We start from the raw sequence: 20,310 nt of genomic DNA on the forward strand, positions 1-20,310 counted from the left end.
CACGCCGGCAGATTGGCGGCGAAGCCGCGGATCAGCGCCCGTCCTTGGCGAGATGAAGGGCGTAGCGTTGGCGGACCTGGTCGGCCTCGCCGCTCTCGACAAGCTTCTGCAGGGCGTAGGCGCGCGTGGTGTCGAGCAGGCGATAGGACACCGCGTTGCCGACCGGATCGGCGGTGACGAGGGATTTGTCGACGAGGTTGGCCAGGTCGTCGATCGTCTTGGCGGGGTCGCACTCGGCTCGGGCGATCATGCAGGCCGACTCCAGGCTGAAGCCCCCTGGAAAGACTGCTAGCCGTCGCAGGACCGCGCGTTCGTCCGCCGGCAACAGATTGTAGCTCCAGTCGAACGTCGCCGTCAGCGTCTGGTGGCGCTCCGGCCAGGAGCGAAGCCCACCGATCAGCCGGAAGCGGCCGTCGAGCAGGCTTCGAAGCTCGTGCACGCCGAAGGCGCTGGCCCGATTGGCGGCCAGCTCGATGGCCAGCGCCACCCCGTCCAGGCGCTGGCAGATCTCGGCCACGACCAAGGCATCGCCGTCCTGGAGGTGGAACATCCTGTTCCTGGCCATCGCGCGCTCGACGAAAAGCTGCGTGGCGGGAAAGGCCAGGAGCGTATCGGGCTGGAGCCTCTCTTCGAGCGGCGGGGCGTCGAGCGGCGTCAGGCGATAGACGCGCTCCCCATTGATCCTCAGCGGCTCGCGGCTGGTCGTCAGGATCCGCACCCCCGGCGCGTCAGCGAGGATTGCGGCCGCGCAGTCGGCGGCCGCCTCGATCACGTGCTCGCAGTTGTCCAGGACCAGAAGCAGGTCGCGGCCGCGCAGGTGGTCGAGGAGATCGGCGAGCACGGTCGCCGGTTGCGCCGCGACGCCGAGGGCCTTGGCGATGGCGGCGGGCAGCCGAGCCGGATCGTCCAGGCTGGCCAGATCGACAAACCACGCGCCGTCGCTGACGCGTGCGGCAAAGCCTTCGGCGACGGCGACCGCGACGGTGGTCTTGCCTATGCCGCCGGCGCCGACGATCGACAGCACCCGTTCGGCTTCCAGGCCTTTGCGGATCTGGGCGATGTCCTGGGCGCGCCCGACGATGCCGGCGATGGCCGGCGGCAGGTTGCTCTGCCCGCTGGGCTGGCGGCCTTCGCGGACCGGGCCGGCCGCCTGACCTGGCCGGACAGGCGCGACGAAGCGATAGCCGCGGCCGATCACGGTGGCGATGTATTGCAGGCTGCCGGCCTTCTCGCCGAGCGCCCGGCGAAGGGCGGCGATGTTGACCTTCAGGTTGGCCTCCTCGACGGTCAGGTTGGGCCATGCGCGCTCGATCAGTTCGGTCTTCGAGATGACGACGCCGGGGCGCTCGACCAGGGCGGTGAGGATGTCGAAGGCGCGCCCGCCGAGGGTCACGGGCGCCTCGTCCTCGACCAGCATCTGCTGCTCGGGATTGAGGACGAAGGGGCCGAAGGCGAACGACCTTGGTTGTTCGAAAAAGGGCGTCATCGGCAGGCCTCCAGGGTTCGAGCCTTGGCCGGGACTGCCGGCGACGGCGCGGCCGCCTGCCCGTCCACGGCGGACGAACTGGCGACTTGGAACTCGGAGACGCAGGGCTTGGGAAAACCCGTAAGCGAACGGCGGTTTTTACAACACTTTACCAGAGCCCCCGGCGACAGATTGGTAGCTTGCGCCCGTGGGAACTGGAGCGCCGGGCCTTAGGGCGAGGCCTCCAGCATGGCGGAACCTCAATCTCTCCAACGCCGGATCGACGATCCGGCGCCGTGCGGGCGTGGTGCGAGGTTCGGCCGGGCAGAGCTTTGGGGACGACGATTTGGGGCGGCGCGGACTTTCTATCCTGGCATTTGCCGCCGCGTTGAGCCTTGCGCAGAGCGCCGATGCGCGCGGCCTGTTTGGCGGCGGCCGGATCGTTCTCAAGGAAGGCCGCCTGGCCGACGCCCTGAGAGATCTTTCGGTGCGAAGCGGCTCCGACCTGCTGTTCAATCCTGATGTCGTCGGGAACCTGCGGAACAAGCGGGTCGCCGGAACGCTCGCGGTCGAGCCGATCCTGGCGAGCCTGCTGGAGGGCACCGGCCTCGGCTATCGCCGTGTCGGCGATGGGACCTACATCGTCTTTCGGCTGGAGCCTGAACAGCCGACGGCGCTGCCTGAGATCCTCGTGGTGGGTCGAAAGACCCAGAACGCGGACATCCGCCGGACCGAAAACGACATCCAGGCCTATCGCGTGGCCACCGCCGAGGACATCCGGTCCTCCCATGCCGACAATCTCGACCAGTTTCTGCGGACGCGGCAACCCAGCAACGCCGAGCGACAGGGGCCCTCAAGCGAGCCGGGTTCGCAGTACGCCAGCAATCGCTCGGAGGTGAACCTGCACGGCCTGGGCTCGAACCAGACCCTGGTGCTGGTCGATGGCGCGCGAATGCCCAGCGTTCTTTCCCAGCTCTACGACCTGGAGACCCGCCAGCCCGACCTCAACGGCTTGCCGTTGCTGGCGATCGACCGGGTCGAAAGCCTGACCGGCACGGCGGGCGGCATCTACGGTCCAGGCGCCACCGGCGGCGTGGTCAATGTCATTCTCAAGCGCGACTATCGCGGCGCGGAGATCAGCGCCACCTACGGCCTGACCGAGCGTGGCGATGGTGAGCGCCGGCGGATCGACGGGCGGATCGGGTTTTCGCCGGACGAGGGCCGCACCGACGTGATGATCAACGTCTCGCGCGCCGAGAGCGATGGACTGCGCGCCGGTGATCGCGCTTTCGGCGAGCGGGCCCGGGCGCTGCGGATCGCGCGAAACGTCACGGACTATGCCCAAAGCTTCCAGATCGTCGACGGGGTGCTGGCCCGCAGCCTCTTCGGCGACCCGCTCACGCTCAGCCCCGCCCTGGGCGGCGCGTCCCTGGGCTCGACCTTCACCTACCTGCCGATCGGCGGCTCAGGCGCCGGCGACGGATCGGTCTTGCTGTCCAACGCCGGCCAGCTTCCGAGCACCCTGTCGCCGGACGGCAACGGCGCGAGACGCGGCCTCGTCAGCGCCACGACCGTCTCTTCGTTGCTGCTGAACGCGCGCCATCGCTTCGGCGATCGGGTCGAGGTCTTTGTCGATTTCATCGGGTTCGAAAACGAAGGCCGCTCGGAGATCGGCTATTTCGGCACAGCCTCGTACACCGGACTGACCACGGTCATGCAGCGTGAAGACGGCGTGGCGGTGACGGACAACTACCCTTTGCAGCAGGCGGTGATCCTCACCTTTCCCCTGCCCGGCTTCGACGCGGCCGTACGCAATCGCCTGCGCACCACCCGGCTGTCCGCCGGCGCCATCGTCCGCCTCCCTGGGGCCTGGCGCGCGGAAGCCACCTATAGCGACGGGGTGACCCGCAATCGGGTCCGCGCCAACGGCTATGCGCTGAACAGCAACTTCTCGTCGGCGTTGAGCGAGAGGACCCTTGGCGCCGCCGGCGAGCCGATGCCGGATCCGTTCGGTCCTTGGGAAGCCTTCGCCGCGGCGCTGCAAGCCTACAAGGTCCAGGACGACTCGCGCGTCGAGCGCAAATCCTACCTTCGGGACTTCAGTGTTCGGCTGGGCGGGCCCCTCCTGCGGCGCGAAGCGGGCGATGTGGCCCTGTCGCTGCTGGCCGAGCGTCGGGAGGAGCATGCCACCCTCACGGCCTGGGAGTATACGCCAGGCACGCCTCGATCGACCCTGTCCGACCCTTCGTTCTCGCTGAGCGTCTCATCGCTCTACGGCGAGCTGCGCGCGCCGCTCGTTTCGCGAGGGTCGAGCCTGTCGCCCCTGCGTGGCCTGGAGCTGCAATTGGCCGCGCGCTACGACGACAACCAGGCGGAAATTCCCGGCAACGCCTATCCGTCGCTGGGAACGCCGTTGCTGCGGTATCGCCGCGCCGGCGCGGTCTATACGGCCGGCCTCCGTGTCTTTCCGATGGACCACCTGCTGGTGCGCGCCAGCGTCGCCACCGGCGTGCTGCCGCCGACGCCCGAGCAGATGGTTCCGTCGCGCTACAGCTTGAGCCTGCCGAAAAACTACGTGTTCGACTATTACCGCGACCCGCAGCGCGGGGGCGTAACCGTCGGCTCTGAAAAGCCCGTCGTGATCCTGGGCCGAGGCTCGACGGGCCTGAGGCCGGAGAAGGCGCGCACCCTGGCGATCGGCTTCGTGGCCAATCCCGACGGCGGCCGTTGGCCCCGGATATCGCTGGACTACACCCACACCGAAAAGCGCGACGAGATCAGCCAGACCTACAACGGCAACCTCGCCTACTTCCTGGCCAATGAAAGCCTCTATCCCGGCCGCATCACGCGTGATGCGCTGTCGTCGGCCGATATCGCCGCCGGCTATTCGGGCGGCGTGGTCACCCAGATCGACGCGACCTATCTGAACGTCGGCAAGACCGACAGCGATGCGGTCGACCTGAACCTCGATCACGCGGTTCGCCTGGGCCAGGACCGTCTGAGATTTTATGGCGGCTTAACCTGGACGCCGCGTCTGAAGCGCCAGGCCGCGCCCGACAAGCCCAAGCTGGACTATGTCGGCACCGACGACGGACCTCTGCGCTGGCGGGGAGCGGCTGGCGCGGCCTGGGACCACGGCGACCTGACGATCGGGCTCAACGCCCAATATTACGACGACTACTACGCCATCGGCGCCTTCGCGTCGGCAGCCGAGAAGAGCGCCGCCGATCTGCCAGGCCTTCGCATTCCCGCCCAGGTCTATTTCGACGCCACCGCGACCTACCGACTCGAGGTCACCGACTGGCGCGGCCTAGCCCGGGACATCGAGATCCGCTTCGGCGTGCAGAACCTTCTGGACCACGATCCGCCGACCGTGAACGACATCGACCTCGGCTACAGCCTCTACGGAGACCCCCGCGGCCGACGGTTCGAACTCAGCGCCACAGCCCGGTTTTAGAAATCGCGGCGAATTTTACGGGTTTCCATCGGACGTGCGTCACGGGTGGCATGAAGGGACGCCACCCATGTTCGCCACACCTGACGGAGCCCCGGTTCTTGCAGAAGATCGGGCCAGCGTCTCGCCAATGTCGGACGGACATCCACACTCAAATTCGATCGGGGTCGCGCGGCAGTTTCGCGATGCGAGAGGCAAGCTTCTGGGCTGGATCCGGCGACGCATTCCCGATCCCGCCGAGGCCGAGGACCTCCTGCAGGACACCTTCCTGCGGGTCACGCAGCGCGATGCGCCAGAGGGCGTGGCGCATTTCGAAGGCTACCTCTATCGCACCGCCGAGAGCGTTCTGGCCGATCGCTACAGACGGCGCAGCGTCCGGCGCGCCGATGCGCATATCGCCCTTGAACCCGAGGAGCACCGCGCCGACGACGCCGACGCGTTGCGGTCCTTGCTTGCCAGAGAGCGGCTTCGCGCCGTGTCGGCAAGCCTGATGATGCTCCCGGAACGGACCCGTGCGGTGTTCGTGCTGCGCCGCCTGGAGGGCCTTCGGTATGGCGAGATCGCCACGCGCCTGAAGGTCTCGCTGAGCACGGTCGAAAAGGAGATGGCCCGCGCCATCGATCACCTGATGCTGGAGGAGGACAAGGCATGACCCCCGATCTGCCCTCCCCGCAGTTCCTGCGTGGCCTGGAGCCGAAAGCCGCCGCGGCGCTGTGGCTGGAACAGCTGCAACGCGACCCATCGCCCGAAGCCGACGCGGCGTTCGCCCAGTGGATCGAACAGAGCGACGCCAATCGGCGAGCCTGGGACGGTGCGCGCGACCTGTGGGACGTCTTCGAGGACCCCCAGAGCGACGAGATCCTGGCCAGCCTTCGAAAGGACGCCCTTTCCCTGCGGGCCAAGCCGACCGGCGCGCCGACGGCCTGGTATCTCGCCGCCGCGTCGATCGCGGCGGCCGTTATCGGCGGCGTGCTGTTCTCGGGCCTCGGACGCGAGCACGACGCGCCCAGCCCAGTTCGGATCGCCAGCGCCGACGGGCCCGATCTCCACGCCTTCGGCCAGGTCGACTACCAGACCGCCGCCGGCCAAAGGCTGGACGTTCGGCTCGAAGACGGGACCAGGCTGAGGCTGGAGCCCGGCGCCGCGGTGGACATCGCCTATGTCGATGGTCAGCGCCTTGTCCGCATGCCCCGTGGCGAGGCGTCGTTCGAGGTCAGGCACGACGAGACCCATCCCTTCAGGGTCGCCGCCGGCGGCCGCGTGGTGTCGGATTTGGGCACGCGCCTCAACATCCAGGTGAAGGCCGACGAGACCCGGGTGCGCCTGGACGAGGGATCGCTGGGCGTGACGGTCGGCGACGACGCGCGCGTGGCGAGCGGCGCGGCTCGGATCCTGGTCCCCGGCCAACAGCTCATCGCCCGTCGCGGGCATGCCGACAAGATCGTCCAGGCCGGACCGGCCGCGGCGGATGCGGAGCACCAGGTGATCCAGTTGGACAACGTCTCGCTGGCCGAGGCCGTGGCGCAGATGAACCGCTACACCGGCAGCAAGCTGGTCGTGGTCGACCCCAAGGTGGCCGCCCTGCGGGTGAGCGGCGCGTTCCGCACGGACGATCCAGCCCGGTTCGCGACGACCCTGACCACCCTCTATCCCGTGCGCCTCGTGCCCCTGGCTGACGGCCGGACCGAGATCGCGCCTCGCGGCAAGTCCAGGCGGTAAGCCATGGCCCGCCGTTCCGGAGTCGAGATGAAGTTCCGAGTGATTGCGCTTTTCGTGAGCGCCCTGACGCCCCTCATGGCCCACGCGGCGTCGCCGCCCGGGGCGCCGCAGTTCGGCGCTTTCGGCGTCGATCTGGACGCCAGGGACGCCAAGGTCAGGCCCGGCGATGATTTTTGGGCCTACGCCAACGGCGGCTGGTCAGCGCGCACCGTCATCGCCGGGGATGTCGACGCCGTCGGCGTCGCGCCGACGCTCGCCCGCGAAGGACAGGAACGCGTCCGCATCCTGCTCGATACCCTGGCGACCGGTGAGGACGCGACGCCCAGCGAACGCCGGGTCGGCGACCTCTATGCCAGCTGGATGGCGCAGGCCGAGATCGACAGTCGTGGCCTGCGCACGGCCCGGCCCTATCTGGCCAAGATCGCCCAGGCCAGGACGCACCAGGCCCTTCAACTGCTGATGGCGGACGTAGCCTACGCCGCCCCGATCCGTTTCGGCGTCGGCGCCGATCCGACCGATCCCACGAGCAATCTCGTCACGGCCGCCCAAGGCGAACTGGGCATGCCGCGAGACTATTTCCTTAATCCCGACGCTCGCTACGTCGCCATCCGGCGCGACTACGCCGGCTATGTCGAGCGCATACTCCAGGCGGGCGGGATCCCGGAGGCCGGGACCAAGGCCGCCGCGATCTGCGCGCTTGAGACCCGGCTCGCCCGCTCGCAGAGCACGCCGGCCGAGCAGCGCGAGGACGCCCGCACCCGCCTGATGTCGCCGAAGGCGCTTCAAGCCGAGATCCCGCAGTGGGATTGGCCCCGGATGCTGAAGGCGGCCGGACTGGAAGGCGCGCCCGAGGTGCTGGTGAGCGACACCTCCGCCCTGACGGCGCTCGGAGATCTCCTCACCGGAGAGCCGACGTCCTTGTGGAAGGACTACCTCGCCTATCGCTTCCTGAGCGAACACGCCGAGCTGTTGCCCAGGCCGTTCGCCACGGCGCGCTTCGATTTCTATTCCAGGACGCTGTCGGGCGTCACGGCGCCCCCGCCCCGCTGGCGACGCGGCGTGGCCCTGATGAACCAGGAGTGGATGGGCGACGCGGTCGGCGCGGCCTACGTGGCGCGCTATTTCCCGCCCGATGCCGAGCGCCAGGTCCGGATGATCTTCGACGACGTCAAGGCGGCCTTCCAGGCGCGCATCGAGCAGTCGACGTGGATGGACGCCCAGACCAAGGCCGGTGCGCTGGAAAAGCTGGCCACCCTGAAGGCGCGCATCGGCTCGGCGGGCCAGGTGCAGGACTATTCAGGACTGCGCGTCGATCGCACCGACCTGCTGGGCAACGTCCTGCGCCTGGCGCGTTTCAAGCGCGAGCGTGAACGCTTGAGCCTCGCCACGACCAACACCCCGGACTACCCGGTCACCCCGGTGAGCTCCAACGGCTACTACTACGCCGCCGCCAACAGCATCACGCTGGAAGCGGGCCTGCTGCGCCCGCCCTTCTTCGACCCGAGCGCGGATCCGGCCGTGAACTACGGCGCGATCGGAGTCTTCATCGGCCACGAGATGGGGCACGCCTTCGACGACCAGGGCAGCCGCTATGACGCCAGCGGCCGCGTGCGCGATTGGTGGAGCGCCGCCTCGCGCGCCGGCTTCGACCAGCGGATCGCCGCGCTGAAGGCCCAGTACGGCGCCTACGATGTCCTGCCTGGCCTCAAGGTCGACGGGGCGCTGACGCTGGGCGAGAACATCGCCGACCTGGGCGGCCTCGAAGCCGCCTACGCCGCCTATCAACACTACCTGGCCCGAACGGGACCCGCCCCCATCCTGAACGGCCTGACGGGCGACCAGCGCTTCTTCCTGGCCCAGGCCCAGACCCGCCGGACCAAGCTTCGCGAGGACGTCGCCAGGCAACTGGCCGCGATCGACACCCACGCGCCGTCGGTGCTGCGGACCAACGCGGTCATGCGCAACAACGACGCCTGGTACGACGCCTTCGACGTCGCGCCGACGGACAGGCTCTACCTTGCCCCCGACCAACGCGTGAGGATCTGGTAGTGGCCGCCATGGTCGTCTCCGTACAAGAAACGGCGGCGACCTGGCTGGGATGATGGCGGCGCGTTTCACCGCTCCCTTTTGGAGACCTTCATGTCCCGCCCGCCGCTGCCTCCCTTTTCCCGCGAGAGCGCCATCGAGAAGGTCCGCCTGGCCGAGGACGGCTGGAACAGCCGCGATCCGGCCAAGGTGTCTCTGGCCTACACGGTCGACACCCGGTGGCGGAACCGTGCCGAGTTCCTGCACGGCCGGGAGGAGGCCCGGGCCTTCCTCGAAAGGAAGTGGGCCAAGGAGCTGGACTATCGGCTGATCAAAGAGTTGTGGGCGTTCGAAGGCGCCCGGATCGCCGTCCGCTACGCCTACGAGTATCGCAACGACAGCGGCAACTGGTTCCGCGCCTACGGCAACGAGAACTGGGAATTCGACGACGATGGCCTGATGCGCCATCGCCACGCCAGCATCAACGAGCACCCTATCGCCGAGACCGACCGCAAGTTCCTGTGGCCGCTGGGCCGACGCCCCGACGATCATGACGGCCTCAGCGCCCTGGGTTTTCTGATCCCTCGGCCGGATCCGACGCTCGGGAACACTGCTTTTGTTCAAGCCGGCGGCGGCCGATCGTGAGACTTCGCTGGGCATCAGCATCCAAGGATAACACGATGAAGATCGTCAGGACCGGATCGGCCGCCTGGAGCGGCGGCATCAAGGACGGCAAGGGTTCGATCTCGACCGAGAGCGGCGCCCTGCAGGACTATCCCTACGGCTTCGCCAGCCGCTTCGAGGGCCAGCCGGGCTCCAACCCCGAGGAGCTGATCGCCGCTGCCCACTCGGCCTGCTTCACCATGGCCTTGTCCCTGGTGCTCGGCGAGGCGGGTCTGCGAGCCGACCAGCTGGACACCTCGGCCAAGGTCACGCTCGAGCAGGTCGACGGCGGCTATGCGATCACCGCCTCGCACCTTACGTTGAAGGCCAGGATCCCGGGCGCCGACCAGGAGACCTTCGACAAGCTGGCGGCCGGCGCCAAGGCCAACTGCCCGGTCTCCAAGCTTCTGAAGGCCGAGATCACCCTGGATGCGGCGCTGATCGACTAGATCGGCGGGCCGCGCCCAGGCCCAGCGCGATGAGGGCCCCTTCGTGGACCGATACAGCTTCCTGGACCTCGCCAGCTCGGCGAGCGTCCGATCCGCACAGGCCGAGATGGGCGTCGACCATTTGTGGACGCCCGGACAGGTCGATCGGCGGTTCGAGGCGTTCACCGCCAACGAAGAGGCCTTCATCGCCGAGCGCGACACCTTCTACATGGCCAGCGTGTCGGAAACAGGCTGGCCCTATGTGCAGCACCGCGGCGGGCCGCCCGGCTTCCTGAAGGTCATAGACGAGACCACGCTGGCCTTCGCCGACTTCCGCGGCAATCGCCAGTACATCAGCGTCGGCAATCTGGACGCCAACGACCGTGTGGCCCTGATCCTGGTCGATTACCCCCGGCGCGCCAGGTTGAAGATCCTGGCCCACGCCGAGCGCCTGGCGGTCGACGCCGATCACGGTCTGCTGGAGAAGGTCATCGATCCCGGCTACCGGGCCAAGCCGGAGCGGATCTTCAAGCTGCGGCTGGCGGCTTTCGACTGGAACTGCCCCCAGCACATCGTCCCGCGCTTCACCGAAGCCGAGGTCTCGCGCGCCGTCCAGCCGCTCCGCCAGAAGCTTGAAGCGCTCGAGGCGGAAAACCGCGCGCTTCGCGAGCGCCTGGACCAGGTCGAGCGCTAAGGCCTGACGGGCGTCCGGACGCCCCCGAAACCGAGCCTACGACCAGGCGTTCTTCCACCCAGCGGGGCCGCTTAATCTTGGGAATTCTCTGTATGCGCTTGAAAGCCAACATGCTCGTTCTGACGTCCGTCGTCGCCACAGCCACGACCGCCACATCCGTGCAAGCGTCGAGCCCCGGCGCCTGGGCCGAATTCAATCAGCGCGTCACGCGCAGCTGCCTGGCCGCGGCCGGTTACAGGAACGCTCGCCCCTCCCCGATCATCGGTTTCGACGACCGGGTCGGCAAGGTCGCCATGCTCGTCTCGGACCGCTCTCGCGGCTCCAACAACGCCAAGCTCTGCCTGTACGACAAGGCCAGCCGCAAAGCCTATATCGACGGTGCGGACGGCTGGGTCGCTCCGCCGGCGCCGCGCTGATCGAGTCCCGCCGCCGCTACGACGGTCAGGACGACGACCGCTCCAGAAAATCCCGAATGTAGCCGGCGATCTCGCGCCCGTGGGTTTCGAGGGCGAAGTGCCCCGCGTCGAGGAAGTGCACCTCGGCCTTGGGCAGGTCGCGGCGGAACGCTTCGGCCCCGGCTGGCAGGAAGAAGGGATCGTTGGCGCCCCAGACGGCCAGCAGCGGCGGCTGCCATTGGCGGAAGTACGCGTGGATGCGCGGGTAGAGCGCGACATTGCCGGCATAGTCGGCGATCAGGCCCAGCTGGATGTCGTCATTGCCGGGACGCGACAGCAGGGCGTAGTCCAGCCAGTAGGCCTCCGGCGCGACCTGGGTCTCGTCCGGGGCGCCGTGCGTATACTGCCAGCGCGTGGTCTCCAGGCTCAGCATGCTGCGCATCGCCTGGCGGTTGGCCGGGGAAGGATCGGCCCAGAAGGCTCGGGTCGGCGCCCAGCCGTCGCTGAGCCCCTCCTCATAGGCGTTGCCGTTCTGCGAGATGATGGCGGTGATCGCTCCGGGCCGTGCGATCGCCAGCCGCAGGCCGACCGGCGCGCCGTAGTCGAAGATGTAGATCGCATAGCGCTGAAGACCGATCGTGTCGGTGAAGGCGGCCATGGCCTCGGCCAGCTGCGCAAAACTGTAGTCGAACCCATCGGGCGCGGTCGTGAAACCAAATCCCGGCAGGTCGGGCGCCACCACGTGATAGCGGTCGGCCAGGCGCGGGATCAGGTCACGAAACTGGTGCGACGAGGTCGGAAAGCCGTGCAGCAGCAGGATTGTCGGACGCTCGGGATCTCCCGCTTCTCGATAGAAGATCGAGACATCGCCGACTTCGGCGCGACGCAGGACGATCTCGGAACAGGCGGGTTCTGGCGACATCGGGGCCTCTGGCTTGTGGACCCCCGAGGATGGCCTGATCGGAGGGGCGTCGACGGTAAAGCGCTGTAAGATGTGGTGAAGCCTGACCTTGGCCCCAGTCGAGGCAGGCTTCGGCCCGCCTCGACCAGCCAAGCCGTCAGGCGCTGGCGCGCGCCACGGCCAGGGCCTTCTGGAAGCTTTCCATGACCGCGGCGTAGTTGGGGGCCGCCAGGCCATAGAGCTTGGCCAGTTCGGCCGCCTCGGGGCGGGCCCAGGTGCGGTGCAGCTCGCTCAGCAGCGCGTTGGTCGAGGTCGGCTTGACGCCGCCTTGGACGAAGCGGGCCAGGCTGGTGCGCGAGGCCATTTCGCTGGGATCGCCCGACGCGTCGATGACCGCATAGACCTCATAGCCGGCGGCGACCGCGTCCAGGGCTGGGAACATCACGCAGACGCTGGTCCAGACGCCGGCCATGATCAGGGTCTTGCGCCCGGTGGCTTCCACCTGCGCGACGAAGTCGCCGTTGTCCCAAGCGTTCACTTCGCCCTTGCGCGGCACATAGACGGCGTGGGGGGCCAGTTCGTGGATTTCCGGCATCAGCGGGCCGTTCGACCCGGAAGGCTCGGATGCGGTCGTGATCACCGGGATGTTCAGCAGGGTCGCCAGGCGAGCGACCATCTCGACGTTGCGCCGCAGGTCCGCCACGGCGATGTCCTTCACCGTCTGGAACAGGCCGGACTGGTGATCCAGCAGCAGGATCACCGCATCGGCGGGATCGATGAGCGCAGCGCCGCCGCCGGTGGGCAGCAGGCTCGTTTTTGGCTTCGGCGACGTGGTCATCGGATTTCCTCGAGAGTTTCCTTGGCTCGGATCCACGCCGTCGAGGCGCTCCGCGCAAATGGACAATTCATCTCGCCCGCCGGCAGAGCCAGTAAAGCCCGGTAAATTGAGGTTCATACCGCAATACACCTCCGCTTAAATCGCGGATTTCGGCTCCATTTTCACTGTCATCGAACGTCGCATTCATGATGCTCATTACAGCCATGCGCACCTTGACCGAGATTTACCACGCCTAACCACCGCAATCCGCTCCAAGGGACTAGTTGTTTGGCCAGCGCCCAGCCCGGGCTCGGTCACCCCTGGAGAACACGATGAAGCGCGCCGTAGTTGGAATGATCGCGGCCCTGGCCGCCTCCGCCGCCAGCGCGGCTTTCGCCGCCGAGAAGCCTGTGTCCATCGTCCTGGTTCACGGCGCCTTCGTCGACGCCTCCGGCTGGCGTCCGGTCTACGATCTGCTGTCGAAGAAGGGCTATGAGGTCCTGATCGTCCAGAACCCGACGATTACCCTGGAAGGCGACGCCACGGCGACCCGGCAGGCCATCGCCCAGGCCAGGCACCCCGTCATCCTCGTCGGTCACTCCTACGGCGGGGCGGTGATCACGCAGGTCGGCGCCGACCCCAAGGTCAAGAGCCTGGTCTATCTGGCCGCCTTCGCGCCCGACGCCGGCGAGTCCGTCCTGCAGCTGGCGAGCACGCCGGTTCCCGGCGCGCCGCCCGCGCCGCTGCTGCCGCCCAAGGACGGCTTCATCCAGGTCGATCCGACCAAGTTCGCCTCGGCCTTCGCCGCCGACGTCGATCCGGCGGTCACCCACTTCATGGCCGCCTCGCAGGTGCCGTGGGGCCTGGGCGCTGTCGGCGGCAAGATCACCGCGCCGGCCTGGAAGGCCAAGCCCAGCTACTACCTGCTGGCGACGCAGGATCTGATGATCCCGCCCGCCGCCCAGCGCGCGATGGCCGTGCGGGCCAAGGCCACGCTGGTCGAAACGCCGAGCAGCCACGCGGTGATGCTCTCCAAGCCCGGCTATGTCGCCGACTTCATCGCGATGGCGGCCGACGACGCCAAGTAGTCGCCCCGCCCGACCATCTCGCCAGACGATCTCGCCATCGCCCAGGCCGTGGCGCCCCCCCTCTTCTTTCCTGAAAACTCCCGGAGACTTCCAATGACTCGACTGCTGACGTCCCTGGCGCTCGCCGCCGCCACCCTGAGCGCGTCCACCCTGGCGGCCGCGCCCCACGCCCTGGCCGCCCCGGCCCCCAAGGCGGCGGTCACGCGCCCTGCCCCGCCGGTCATCCACTACCGGACCGCCACCGTCGACGGCGTGAAGGTGTTCTATCGCGAAGCCGGTCCGGCCGACGGTCCGGTCGTGCTGCTGCTGCACGGCTTCCCGACCTCGTCGCACATGTTCCGCAACCTGATCCCGCTGCTGGCCGACAAGTACCGGGTCATCGCGCCGGACTATCCCGGCTATGGCCAGAGCGACGCGCCGGATCACGCCAAGTTCGCCTACACCTTCGCCAACCAGGCCGACATCGTCGACAAGCTGGTGACCCAGCTCGGCGCCAAGCGCTACACGATGTACGTCATGGATTACGGTGCCCCGATCGGCTACCGCTTGGCGCTGAAGCATCCCGAGCGCGTCAGCGGCCTGATCGTCCAGAACGGCAACGCCTATGACGAGGGCCTGCAGTCGCCGTTCTGGGATCCGATCACGGTCTACTGGAAGGACCGCTCGCAGAAGAACCGCGACGCCCTCAACGGCCTGGTCACCCTGGACATCACTAAGTTCCAGTACACCGACGGCATGGGCGACGTGGGCCGTATCAGCCCCGACAACTGGGTCCACGACCAGGCCCTGCTCGACCGTCCGGGCAACCGCGACGTCCAGCTGGACATGCTGGGCGACTACGGCTCCAACGTGCCGTTCTATCCTGACTTCCAGAAGTTCTTCCGCGACAACCAGCCGCCGACGCTGATCGTCTGGGGCAAGAACGACAAGATCTTCCCCGAGGAAGGCGCTCACCCCTATCTGCGCGACCTGCCCAAGGCCGAGATCCACATCCTCGACTCCGGCCACTTCGCCCTGGAGGACCGCCTCGACGTGATGGCGCCGCTGATCCACGACTTCCTCGATCGCAAGATCACGAAGTAAGGCAGCGCGCTCGCCGCCTGGATATCCGCGACGCCTACCGCGTCGCGGATATCGTGCGTAGCCGTCGGGCCAACGCGTCCTCGATCCAGGCCTCGTCCCGCGATGTCAGCTCGATGAACAGGACACGACGCGGCGCGGACAGGGCGGCGCCTGGACCGGCGTCCCGCGGCAGGTCGATCAGCGCCGAGCGCATCGCCTGGGCCAACAACGTAATGATATCCTCGAAGCTTCCGTCGACGGGGCCGCTCGGCGCCGATTGTGGTTCCACGACCAGGGACGGGCGCTCCGAAGCGACGGGCAAGGCCGTGAGCGCCTCCCCGGCCTCGACCGGCGCGACGAAGCGATAGCCGCGCCCGTTCACGGTGGCGATGTACCGAGCTGCGTCCGCGTCGTCGTCCAGCGCCCGACGCAGGGCGGCGATATGCACCTTCAGGTTCCCTTCGACGACCGTCGTGCTGGGCCAGGCCTCTTCCAGGAGCTCGCGTTTGGTGAGCAGCTCGCCGGGACGCTGGACAAAGGCGGCCAGCAGATCGAGAGCCCGAGACCCCACGCGAACGACCTGGCCGCTCTTGAGCAGAAGCTGACGCCTCGGCACGAACAGGTAGGCTCCGAAGGCGAAGGTGGGAGCGTGGGTCATTGGCGCGCGACCAGGCCCAGCGGCCTATGGCCATTCGCGGCGCCAGGGCGGCGGGCGGATTTCGAAAGCCTCGACACGCCACCCTCCCATGACCATGCCTGGAAGGTAGCGCTCCCTGCCGTCGGGCTTCAATTGGCCCATGGTCGCGCCGCCTTCCCCAAAGGTCGCGTCGGACTCGACTATGGTCGAACGCCGCTAGACCTTGGTCGAGGTGGCAGCGGCGCCGCGATCACGTTAGGCTGGGCTTGCGCCGGAGAGACAAGACTAAAGGGCTTCTTGTGGCACCTCCGCACGTCATGCCGCAGTCGGCCGAAAGTCAGGTCCTGGAACAGCTGCATCACGACATCGAGCGCCTGAGCCGCCTGCCCGAGACCTGGAAGGGGCTGGACCCCACGTCGATCGCCGAGAGCGTGCTCGACACCTTGCTCGACATGCTGGGCCTGGATTTCGTGGGCCTGCGCTTCAACGACACCACCCACATCTTCCTGCGCGTTGGGCCCCGCTTCGGCGCGCTCTGCTCGCCCGAAGAGATACGCGCCGCCTTGAACGAAGCGTCCGGCGATGCGTCTCCGGTCACGCTGTCCGTCGGCGGCGCATCGCTTTCGATCGTTCGATGCGCCCTGGGCGAGAGCTCCAGCATCGGCGAGATCGTGGCCGGCGCGCGCCGCGCGGGCTTTCCGGATCGACTGGAGCTGTCGAAGCTCAAGATCGCCGCTTCGCAGACGAGCCTGGCCTGCCGCGAGATGCGCGAGCTGAGCGATCGCCAGCCGCCCGCCGATCCCCGCGCCAAGTCTCCTTCCGACCAGGCGCTGGCCGAAAGCGAATGGCGGCTGCACCTGACGATCAACACCATCCCGGCCATGGCCTGGTCGACGACGGCCGATGGGCTCATCGACTTCTGCAATCAGAACTTCGTCGACTTCGTCGGATGGACCGCCGAGGAGATCAGCGGCCAGGGCTTCTGGCCGATCTTCCACCCGGACGACACCGCCCACCTGCTCGCCTCCTGGCAGGAGATCATGGCCACCAAGCGTCCCCGCGATGTCGAGGGACGCATTCGCCGGGCCGATGGCGAGTACCGCTGGTTCGTGCTGCGGCAGAACCCGCTGTTCGACGCCGAAGGCAATGTCATCAAGTGGTACGGGGCCGGCACGGACATCGAGGACCGCAAGCGCGCGGAGACGGCGCTAGAGCAAGCTCAGGCCGCTCTGATGGCCAGCGAGCAGAACCTCGACCTGATCGTCAATTCCCTGCCCGTGCTGGTGTGGTCGGCGCGCCCCGACGGCAGCGCGGACTTCATCAACCAGAGCTGGCGCGACTATGTCGGCGAGCCGGCCGACAAGATCCTGGAATGGGGGTTCCTGGATCTCTATCACCCCGACGATGTGCCGGGCATGATGGAGATCTGGACCCGGGACATCACCCACAACGACCAGACCGCGCTCAAGGGCCGTATCCGCGGCGCGGACGGCGAGTACCGCTGGTTCTATTTCGCGGGCCGCAAGATCACCGACGCCAACGGGGCCGTCCGCTGGTTCGGGTGCAATATCGACATCGAGGACCTGCAACGCGCCGAGGACGCGCTTCGCGCCAGCGAAGCGGCGTTGCGCGCAAGTGAACATGCCCTGAGCCTGATGCTCGACACCATCCCGGGCATGGCCTGGTCGACGACCGCCGAAGGATACGCCGACCAGTTCAACAAGAGCATGCTCGACTTCCTCGGTCGGCCCGTGGAGGACCTGATCGGAGCCGGCTTCCTGTCGCAATTCCATCCCGACGACGTCGATCGGATGTTCGCCGAGTGGCAGGCGATGATGGCCTCGGGCGCCGGCGGGGATATCGAGGGTCGGTCCCGGCGCGCCGATGGCGAATATCGCTGGCTGATGTGCCGTTGCAGCCCCTTGTTCAACGCGGCCGGCGAGGTCGTCCGCTGGTACGGCGTCAATCTGGACATCGAGGATCGCAAGCGCGCCGAGGCTGCGGTTATCGCGAGCGAGCGCAATGTCAGCCTGATCCTGAACTCCCTCCCGGTGCTGATCTGGTCCGCCAGAGAAGGCGGCAGCGCCGACTTCGTGAACCAGAGATACCTGGACTATGTCGGCCTCCCCGCCGAGGAGATCCTCGATTTCGGCTTCGCCGACGTCATCCACCCTGACGACGTGGACGGCTTGATGACGGCCTGGCGCGAAGCTCAGGACAAGGACGCCTCGCTCGCCCAAGCCCGGATCCGTCGGTTTGACGGCGACTATCGCTGGTTCTACTTCGCGGGACAGAAGTTCGCCGATGCGAGCGGGACCGTGCGGTGGTTCGGCGTCGATCTCGACATCGAAGACCTCAAGCGAACCGAAGAGGCGCTGAAGGCCAGCGAAGCCGCGCTCAGGGAAAGCGAACGGTCGCTAAGCCTGACGATCAGCACCATCCCCGCGATGGTCTGGTCGACCAAGCCCGACGGCATGCTGGATTCGTGGAACCAGCCTTTCCTGGATTTCGCCGGCGTCGCCTTCGAGGAGATCGAGGGCGACGGCTTCTATCGGCTTTTCCATCCCGATGACGTGGAGCCTTTACGCTCGACATGGAACGAGGTCGTCGGCTCGAAGCGACCCAAGGAGACGGAAGGCCGCATGAGGGGCCGCGACGGCGAATACAGATGGTTCGCGTTTCGCCAAAGCCCGCTGCTGGACAACGATGGAAACGTTCTCAAATGGTACGGCATCGTCGTCGATATCGAGGACAGAAAGCGAGCCGAGGAGGCCTTACGGGCCAGCGAGGCGGCGCTTCGAGGCCAACAGCGCCGTCTGGAGCACATCATCAACGCGGTTCCAGGCCTTGTCTGGTCGGCCGACCCGGACGGCGCGATCACCTTCCTGAGCCAGCAGTATCTCGACTACATCGGTCTTGACGTCGACCGCGCCTTGGCCGGCGCTTGGCGCGACGCCATCCACCCTCAGGACGCCGACGGTCTGTTCGCCGCCTGGGCCAACGCCTTCGCCCAGGGGCACGCCAACGAGCACGAGGCGCGCCTTCGCCGAGCGGACGGCCGCTATCGCTGGATGCTGTTCAGGGCGAGCCCGTCGTTCGATGACGCCGGACGCCTTGCCGAGTGGTTCGGGGTCAATATCGACATCGAAGACAGGAAGGTCGCGCAGGATACGGTCCGCGCCAGCGAGGCGGCGCTTCGCGACAGCGAGCGCGAACTGCAGCAGATCATCTCCTCGATCCCCGGCCTGACCTGGTCGTCCGACGCCAAGGGCGCCACCCGCTTCTGGAGCCAGCAATATCTGGACTATGCGGGCGCGCAGCTCGAGGACGTCCTGGGCTTCAAGTTCGCTAACTACATCCACCCCGACGACCGCGACCACATCCTTGAAATGTGGACGGAGATCATCGTCGCCGGCACGCCCGGTGAAGCCGAACTGCGCCTGCGCCGCGCCGACGGTGAGTATCGCTGGTTCCTGATCCGGGCCTGCCCCTTCTTCGACGAGGCGGGCAATCTCACCCAGTGGTTCGGCGTCAATGTCGACATCGAGAACCGCAAGCGCGCGGAAGCCGACCTGCGTCAAAGCCAGAACGACCTGGCCCACGTGACCCGGATGACGACCATCGGCGAACTCGCGGTGTCGATCGCCCACGAGGTCAACCAGCCGCTGATGGCGGTCGTCACCAACGCCGGCGCCTGCCTGAGATGGCTCGACGGCGCCCAGACCGACATCGCCATGGCGCGTCAGGCCGCCGAACGCATCGTCCGGGACGGCCACCGGGCGGGAGACATCATCACCAGCCTCCGCAACCTGGCGCGCAAGTCGCCGCCTCGCATGGAACGGGTCTGGCTGGATCAGGTCATCCAGGTCGTCCTCGATCTTCTGCAGAATGAGTTCCAGCGCCAGGGCGTGGTGGCCAAGGCCCAGTTCGAGGCGCGCACCATCGCGATCCAGGGCGACAGCACCCAGTTGCAGCAGGTGGTCCTCAACCTGATCATGAATGCGGTCGAGGCCATGTCGGGCGCGGAGGCGGGTTCGCGCCGCCTGGTCGTGCGGGCAGAAACGCGTGGCGGCGAAGCGATCGTCAGCGTGACCGACACGGGTCCCGGCATCGGAGCCGACGACCCGGATCGCCTATTCGAGGCCTTCTTCAGCACCAAGGCCCAGGGCATCGGCATGGGCCTGTCGATCTGTCGCTCGATCATCGAAGCGCACGACGGCAGGATCTGGGCCGCCAACAACGTGACCCGCGGCAGCCTCTTCAGTTTCACCCTGCCCCTGGCGGAAGGATACGGCGTTGATGTCTCCGATCGCTAAGGACGGCGCGGCCGTGGTCGTCGTGATCGACGACGACGAAAGCGTCCGCGAGGCGCTGCGCGGCCTCTTTCAATCGGTCGGCCTGGTCACGGAGATCTACGGATCGGTGCAGGCCTTTCTCGATTCCGGGCGACTGGAGCGGGCCGGCTGCATCGTTCTGGACATTCGCCTGCCGGGCCGCAGCGGCCTCGAGTTCCAGGAAGCGCTGGCGCGGAACGGCTCGACCCATTCTGTGGTGCTGATCAGCGGACACGTCGACGTCCAGATGGCGGTTCGGGCGATGAAGGCCGGCGCGGTCGACGTGCTGACCAAGCCCGTGCGCGAGCAGGACCTGTTGGAGGCGGTGAACCGGGGCCTGGCCCAGGATCAGCAGCGCCGCGCGCAGACCAGGCACGATCAGGCGCTCCGCTCACGCTACGCCACCCTTTCCGACCGGGAGCGGCAGGTCTTCACGCTCGTCGCGGCGGGCCTGCTCAACAAGCAGATCGCCGAGCGCGCCGCCATCACCGAGGCGACCGTGAAGCTTCATCGCAGCCAGGTGATGAAGAAGATGGAGGCCGAGTCCCTGCCCGACCTGGTGCGCATGGCCGATCGACTGGCCAGGGACGAGGCCGGTTCCCACCTCTGAGCCCACGTCGGGCCGGCG

Annotated in this window: 16 protein-coding genes; 12 read left to right on the forward strand and 4 right to left on the reverse strand. The window is 67.5% G+C overall.

What is annotated here, in order from left to right:
- Positions 1-31: 31 nt before the first annotated feature.
- Positions 32-1,486, reverse strand: coding sequence for an ATP-binding protein (locus tag I4Q42_RS18090; RefSeq protein ID WP_198577491.1), 1,455 nt, complete (start codon positions 1,484-1,486; stop codon positions 32-34).
- Between the two features lie 367 nt (positions 1,487-1,853).
- Between I4Q42_RS18090 and I4Q42_RS18095 the strand changes: the two genes are divergently transcribed.
- The 8 genes from I4Q42_RS18095 (at position 1,854) to I4Q42_RS18130 (ending at position 10,864) form a co-directional block, all read left to right on the forward strand.
- The gene (locus tag I4Q42_RS18095; protein WP_198577492.1) at positions 1,854-4,922 is read left to right on the forward strand and encodes a TonB-dependent receptor; all 3,069 of its coding nucleotides are present in this window, start codon (positions 1,854-1,856) and stop codon (positions 4,920-4,922) included.
- Between the two features lie 67 nt (positions 4,923-4,989).
- On the forward strand, positions 4,990-5,571 hold the full coding sequence (locus I4Q42_RS18100) for an RNA polymerase sigma factor (RefSeq protein WP_198577493.1): 582 nt from the start codon (positions 4,990-4,992) through the stop codon (positions 5,569-5,571).
- Positions 5,568-6,638: a FecR family protein gene (locus I4Q42_RS18105; RefSeq protein WP_198577494.1), complete on the forward strand. Its 1,071-nt coding sequence runs from the start codon at positions 5,568-5,570 to the stop codon at positions 6,636-6,638. Before I4Q42_RS18100 ends, I4Q42_RS18105 begins: the two co-directional genes overlap by 4 nt.
- A gap of 3 nt (positions 6,639-6,641) precedes the next feature.
- Positions 6,642-8,687, forward strand: coding sequence for a M13 family metallopeptidase (locus tag I4Q42_RS18110; protein ID WP_198577495.1), 2,046 nt, complete (start codon positions 6,642-6,644; stop codon positions 8,685-8,687).
- Between the two features lie 90 nt (positions 8,688-8,777).
- Complete coding sequence (locus I4Q42_RS18115) at positions 8,778-9,308, forward strand: nuclear transport factor 2 family protein (protein ID WP_198577496.1); 531 nt, start codon at positions 8,778-8,780, stop codon at positions 9,306-9,308.
- Positions 9,309-9,343: 35 nt separating this feature from the next.
- Complete coding sequence (locus I4Q42_RS18120; RefSeq protein ID WP_198577497.1) at positions 9,344-9,775, forward strand: OsmC family protein; 432 nt, start codon at positions 9,344-9,346, stop codon at positions 9,773-9,775.
- Between the two features lie 43 nt (positions 9,776-9,818).
- The gene (locus tag I4Q42_RS18125; RefSeq protein ID WP_198577498.1) at positions 9,819-10,448 is read left to right on the forward strand and encodes a pyridoxamine 5'-phosphate oxidase family protein; all 630 of its coding nucleotides are present in this window, start codon (positions 9,819-9,821) and stop codon (positions 10,446-10,448) included.
- Between the two features lie 92 nt (positions 10,449-10,540).
- Positions 10,541-10,864 carry a hypothetical protein gene (locus I4Q42_RS18130; protein WP_198577499.1) on the forward strand — a complete coding sequence of 108 codons (324 nt, stop codon included), beginning with the start codon at positions 10,541-10,543 and terminating at the stop codon, positions 10,862-10,864.
- 25 nt (positions 10,865-10,889) lie between these two features.
- Here I4Q42_RS18130 and I4Q42_RS18135 read toward each other — a convergent pair whose 3' ends face one another.
- Together I4Q42_RS18135 and I4Q42_RS18140 are read right to left on the reverse strand one after the other, a co-directional pair.
- Positions 10,890-11,765 carry an alpha/beta fold hydrolase gene (locus I4Q42_RS18135; RefSeq protein WP_198577500.1) on the reverse strand — a complete coding sequence of 292 codons (876 nt, stop codon included), beginning with the start codon at positions 11,763-11,765 and terminating at the stop codon, positions 10,890-10,892.
- Positions 11,766-11,901: 136 nt separating this feature from the next.
- Positions 11,902-12,582, reverse strand: a complete 681-nt coding sequence (locus tag I4Q42_RS18140) for an isochorismatase family protein (protein ID WP_198577501.1) — start codon at positions 12,580-12,582, stop codon at positions 11,902-11,904.
- Positions 12,583-12,893: 311 nt separating this feature from the next.
- Between I4Q42_RS18140 and I4Q42_RS18145 the strand changes: the two genes are divergently transcribed.
- Both I4Q42_RS18145 and I4Q42_RS18150 read left to right on the forward strand, forming a co-directional pair.
- Positions 12,894-13,649 (forward strand): alpha/beta fold hydrolase, encoded by a 756-nt coding sequence (locus tag I4Q42_RS18145; protein WP_198577502.1) that lies wholly within the window; start codon positions 12,894-12,896, stop codon positions 13,647-13,649.
- Positions 13,650-13,742: 93 nt separating this feature from the next.
- Positions 13,743-14,732, forward strand: coding sequence for an alpha/beta fold hydrolase (locus I4Q42_RS18150; protein ID WP_198577503.1), 990 nt, complete (start codon positions 13,743-13,745; stop codon positions 14,730-14,732).
- 34 nt (positions 14,733-14,766) lie between these two features.
- On the opposite strand, the gene I4Q42_RS18155 is transcribed toward I4Q42_RS18150, so the two are convergent.
- Entirely contained in the window at positions 14,767-15,369 is a 603-nt protein-coding gene (locus I4Q42_RS18155; RefSeq protein WP_198577504.1) for a winged helix-turn-helix domain-containing protein, read from the reverse strand.
- Between the two features lie 278 nt (positions 15,370-15,647).
- Between I4Q42_RS18155 and I4Q42_RS18160 the strand changes: the two genes are divergently transcribed.
- Together I4Q42_RS18160 and I4Q42_RS18165 are read left to right on the forward strand one after the other, a co-directional pair.
- Positions 15,648-19,664, forward strand: a complete 4,017-nt coding sequence (locus tag I4Q42_RS18160) for a PAS domain-containing sensor histidine kinase (RefSeq protein ID WP_198577505.1) — start codon at positions 15,648-15,650, stop codon at positions 19,662-19,664.
- Between the two features lie 13 nt (positions 19,665-19,677).
- A complete protein-coding gene (locus tag I4Q42_RS18165) occupies positions 19,678-20,292 on the forward strand; it encodes a response regulator transcription factor (RefSeq protein WP_332873109.1) in 615 nt (204 codons plus the stop codon).
- Positions 20,293-20,310 lie beyond the last annotated feature (18 nt).

The sequence above is a fragment of the Caulobacter hibisci genome (assembly GCF_016135805.1).
GTDB lineage: Bacteria > Pseudomonadota > Alphaproteobacteria > Caulobacterales > Caulobacteraceae > Caulobacter > Caulobacter hibisci.

Excerpts from the sequence above, each read along its gene's own strand:
- I4Q42_RS18090 (WP_198577491.1), bottom strand. The coding sequence starts at position 1,486 with ATGACGCCCTTTTTCGAACAACCAAGGTCGTTCGCCTTCGGCCCCTTC.
- I4Q42_RS18100 (WP_198577493.1), top strand. The coding sequence starts at position 4,990 with ATGTTCGCCACACCTGACGGAGCCCCGGTTCTTGCAGAAGATCGGGCC.
- I4Q42_RS18105 (WP_198577494.1), top strand. The coding sequence starts at position 5,568 with ATGACCCCCGATCTGCCCTCCCCGCAGTTCCTGCGTGGCCTGGAGCCG.
- I4Q42_RS18110 (WP_198577495.1), top strand. The coding sequence starts at position 6,642 with ATGGCCCGCCGTTCCGGAGTCGAGATGAAGTTCCGAGTGATTGCGCTT.
- I4Q42_RS18115 (WP_198577496.1), top strand. The coding sequence starts at position 8,778 with ATGTCCCGCCCGCCGCTGCCTCCCTTTTCCCGCGAGAGCGCCATCGAG.
- I4Q42_RS18120 (WP_198577497.1), top strand. The coding sequence starts at position 9,344 with ATGAAGATCGTCAGGACCGGATCGGCCGCCTGGAGCGGCGGCATCAAG.
- I4Q42_RS18130 (WP_198577499.1), top strand. The coding sequence starts at position 10,541 with ATGCGCTTGAAAGCCAACATGCTCGTTCTGACGTCCGTCGTCGCCACA.
- I4Q42_RS18135 (WP_198577500.1), bottom strand. The coding sequence starts at position 11,765 with ATGTCGCCAGAACCCGCCTGTTCCGAGATCGTCCTGCGTCGCGCCGAA.
- I4Q42_RS18140 (WP_198577501.1), bottom strand. The coding sequence starts at position 12,582 with ATGACCACGTCGCCGAAGCCAAAAACGAGCCTGCTGCCCACCGGCGGC.
- I4Q42_RS18145 (WP_198577502.1), top strand. The coding sequence starts at position 12,894 with ATGAAGCGCGCCGTAGTTGGAATGATCGCGGCCCTGGCCGCCTCCGCC.
- I4Q42_RS18150 (WP_198577503.1), top strand. The coding sequence starts at position 13,743 with ATGACTCGACTGCTGACGTCCCTGGCGCTCGCCGCCGCCACCCTGAGC.
- I4Q42_RS18155 (WP_198577504.1), bottom strand. The coding sequence starts at position 15,369 with ATGACCCACGCTCCCACCTTCGCCTTCGGAGCCTACCTGTTCGTGCCG.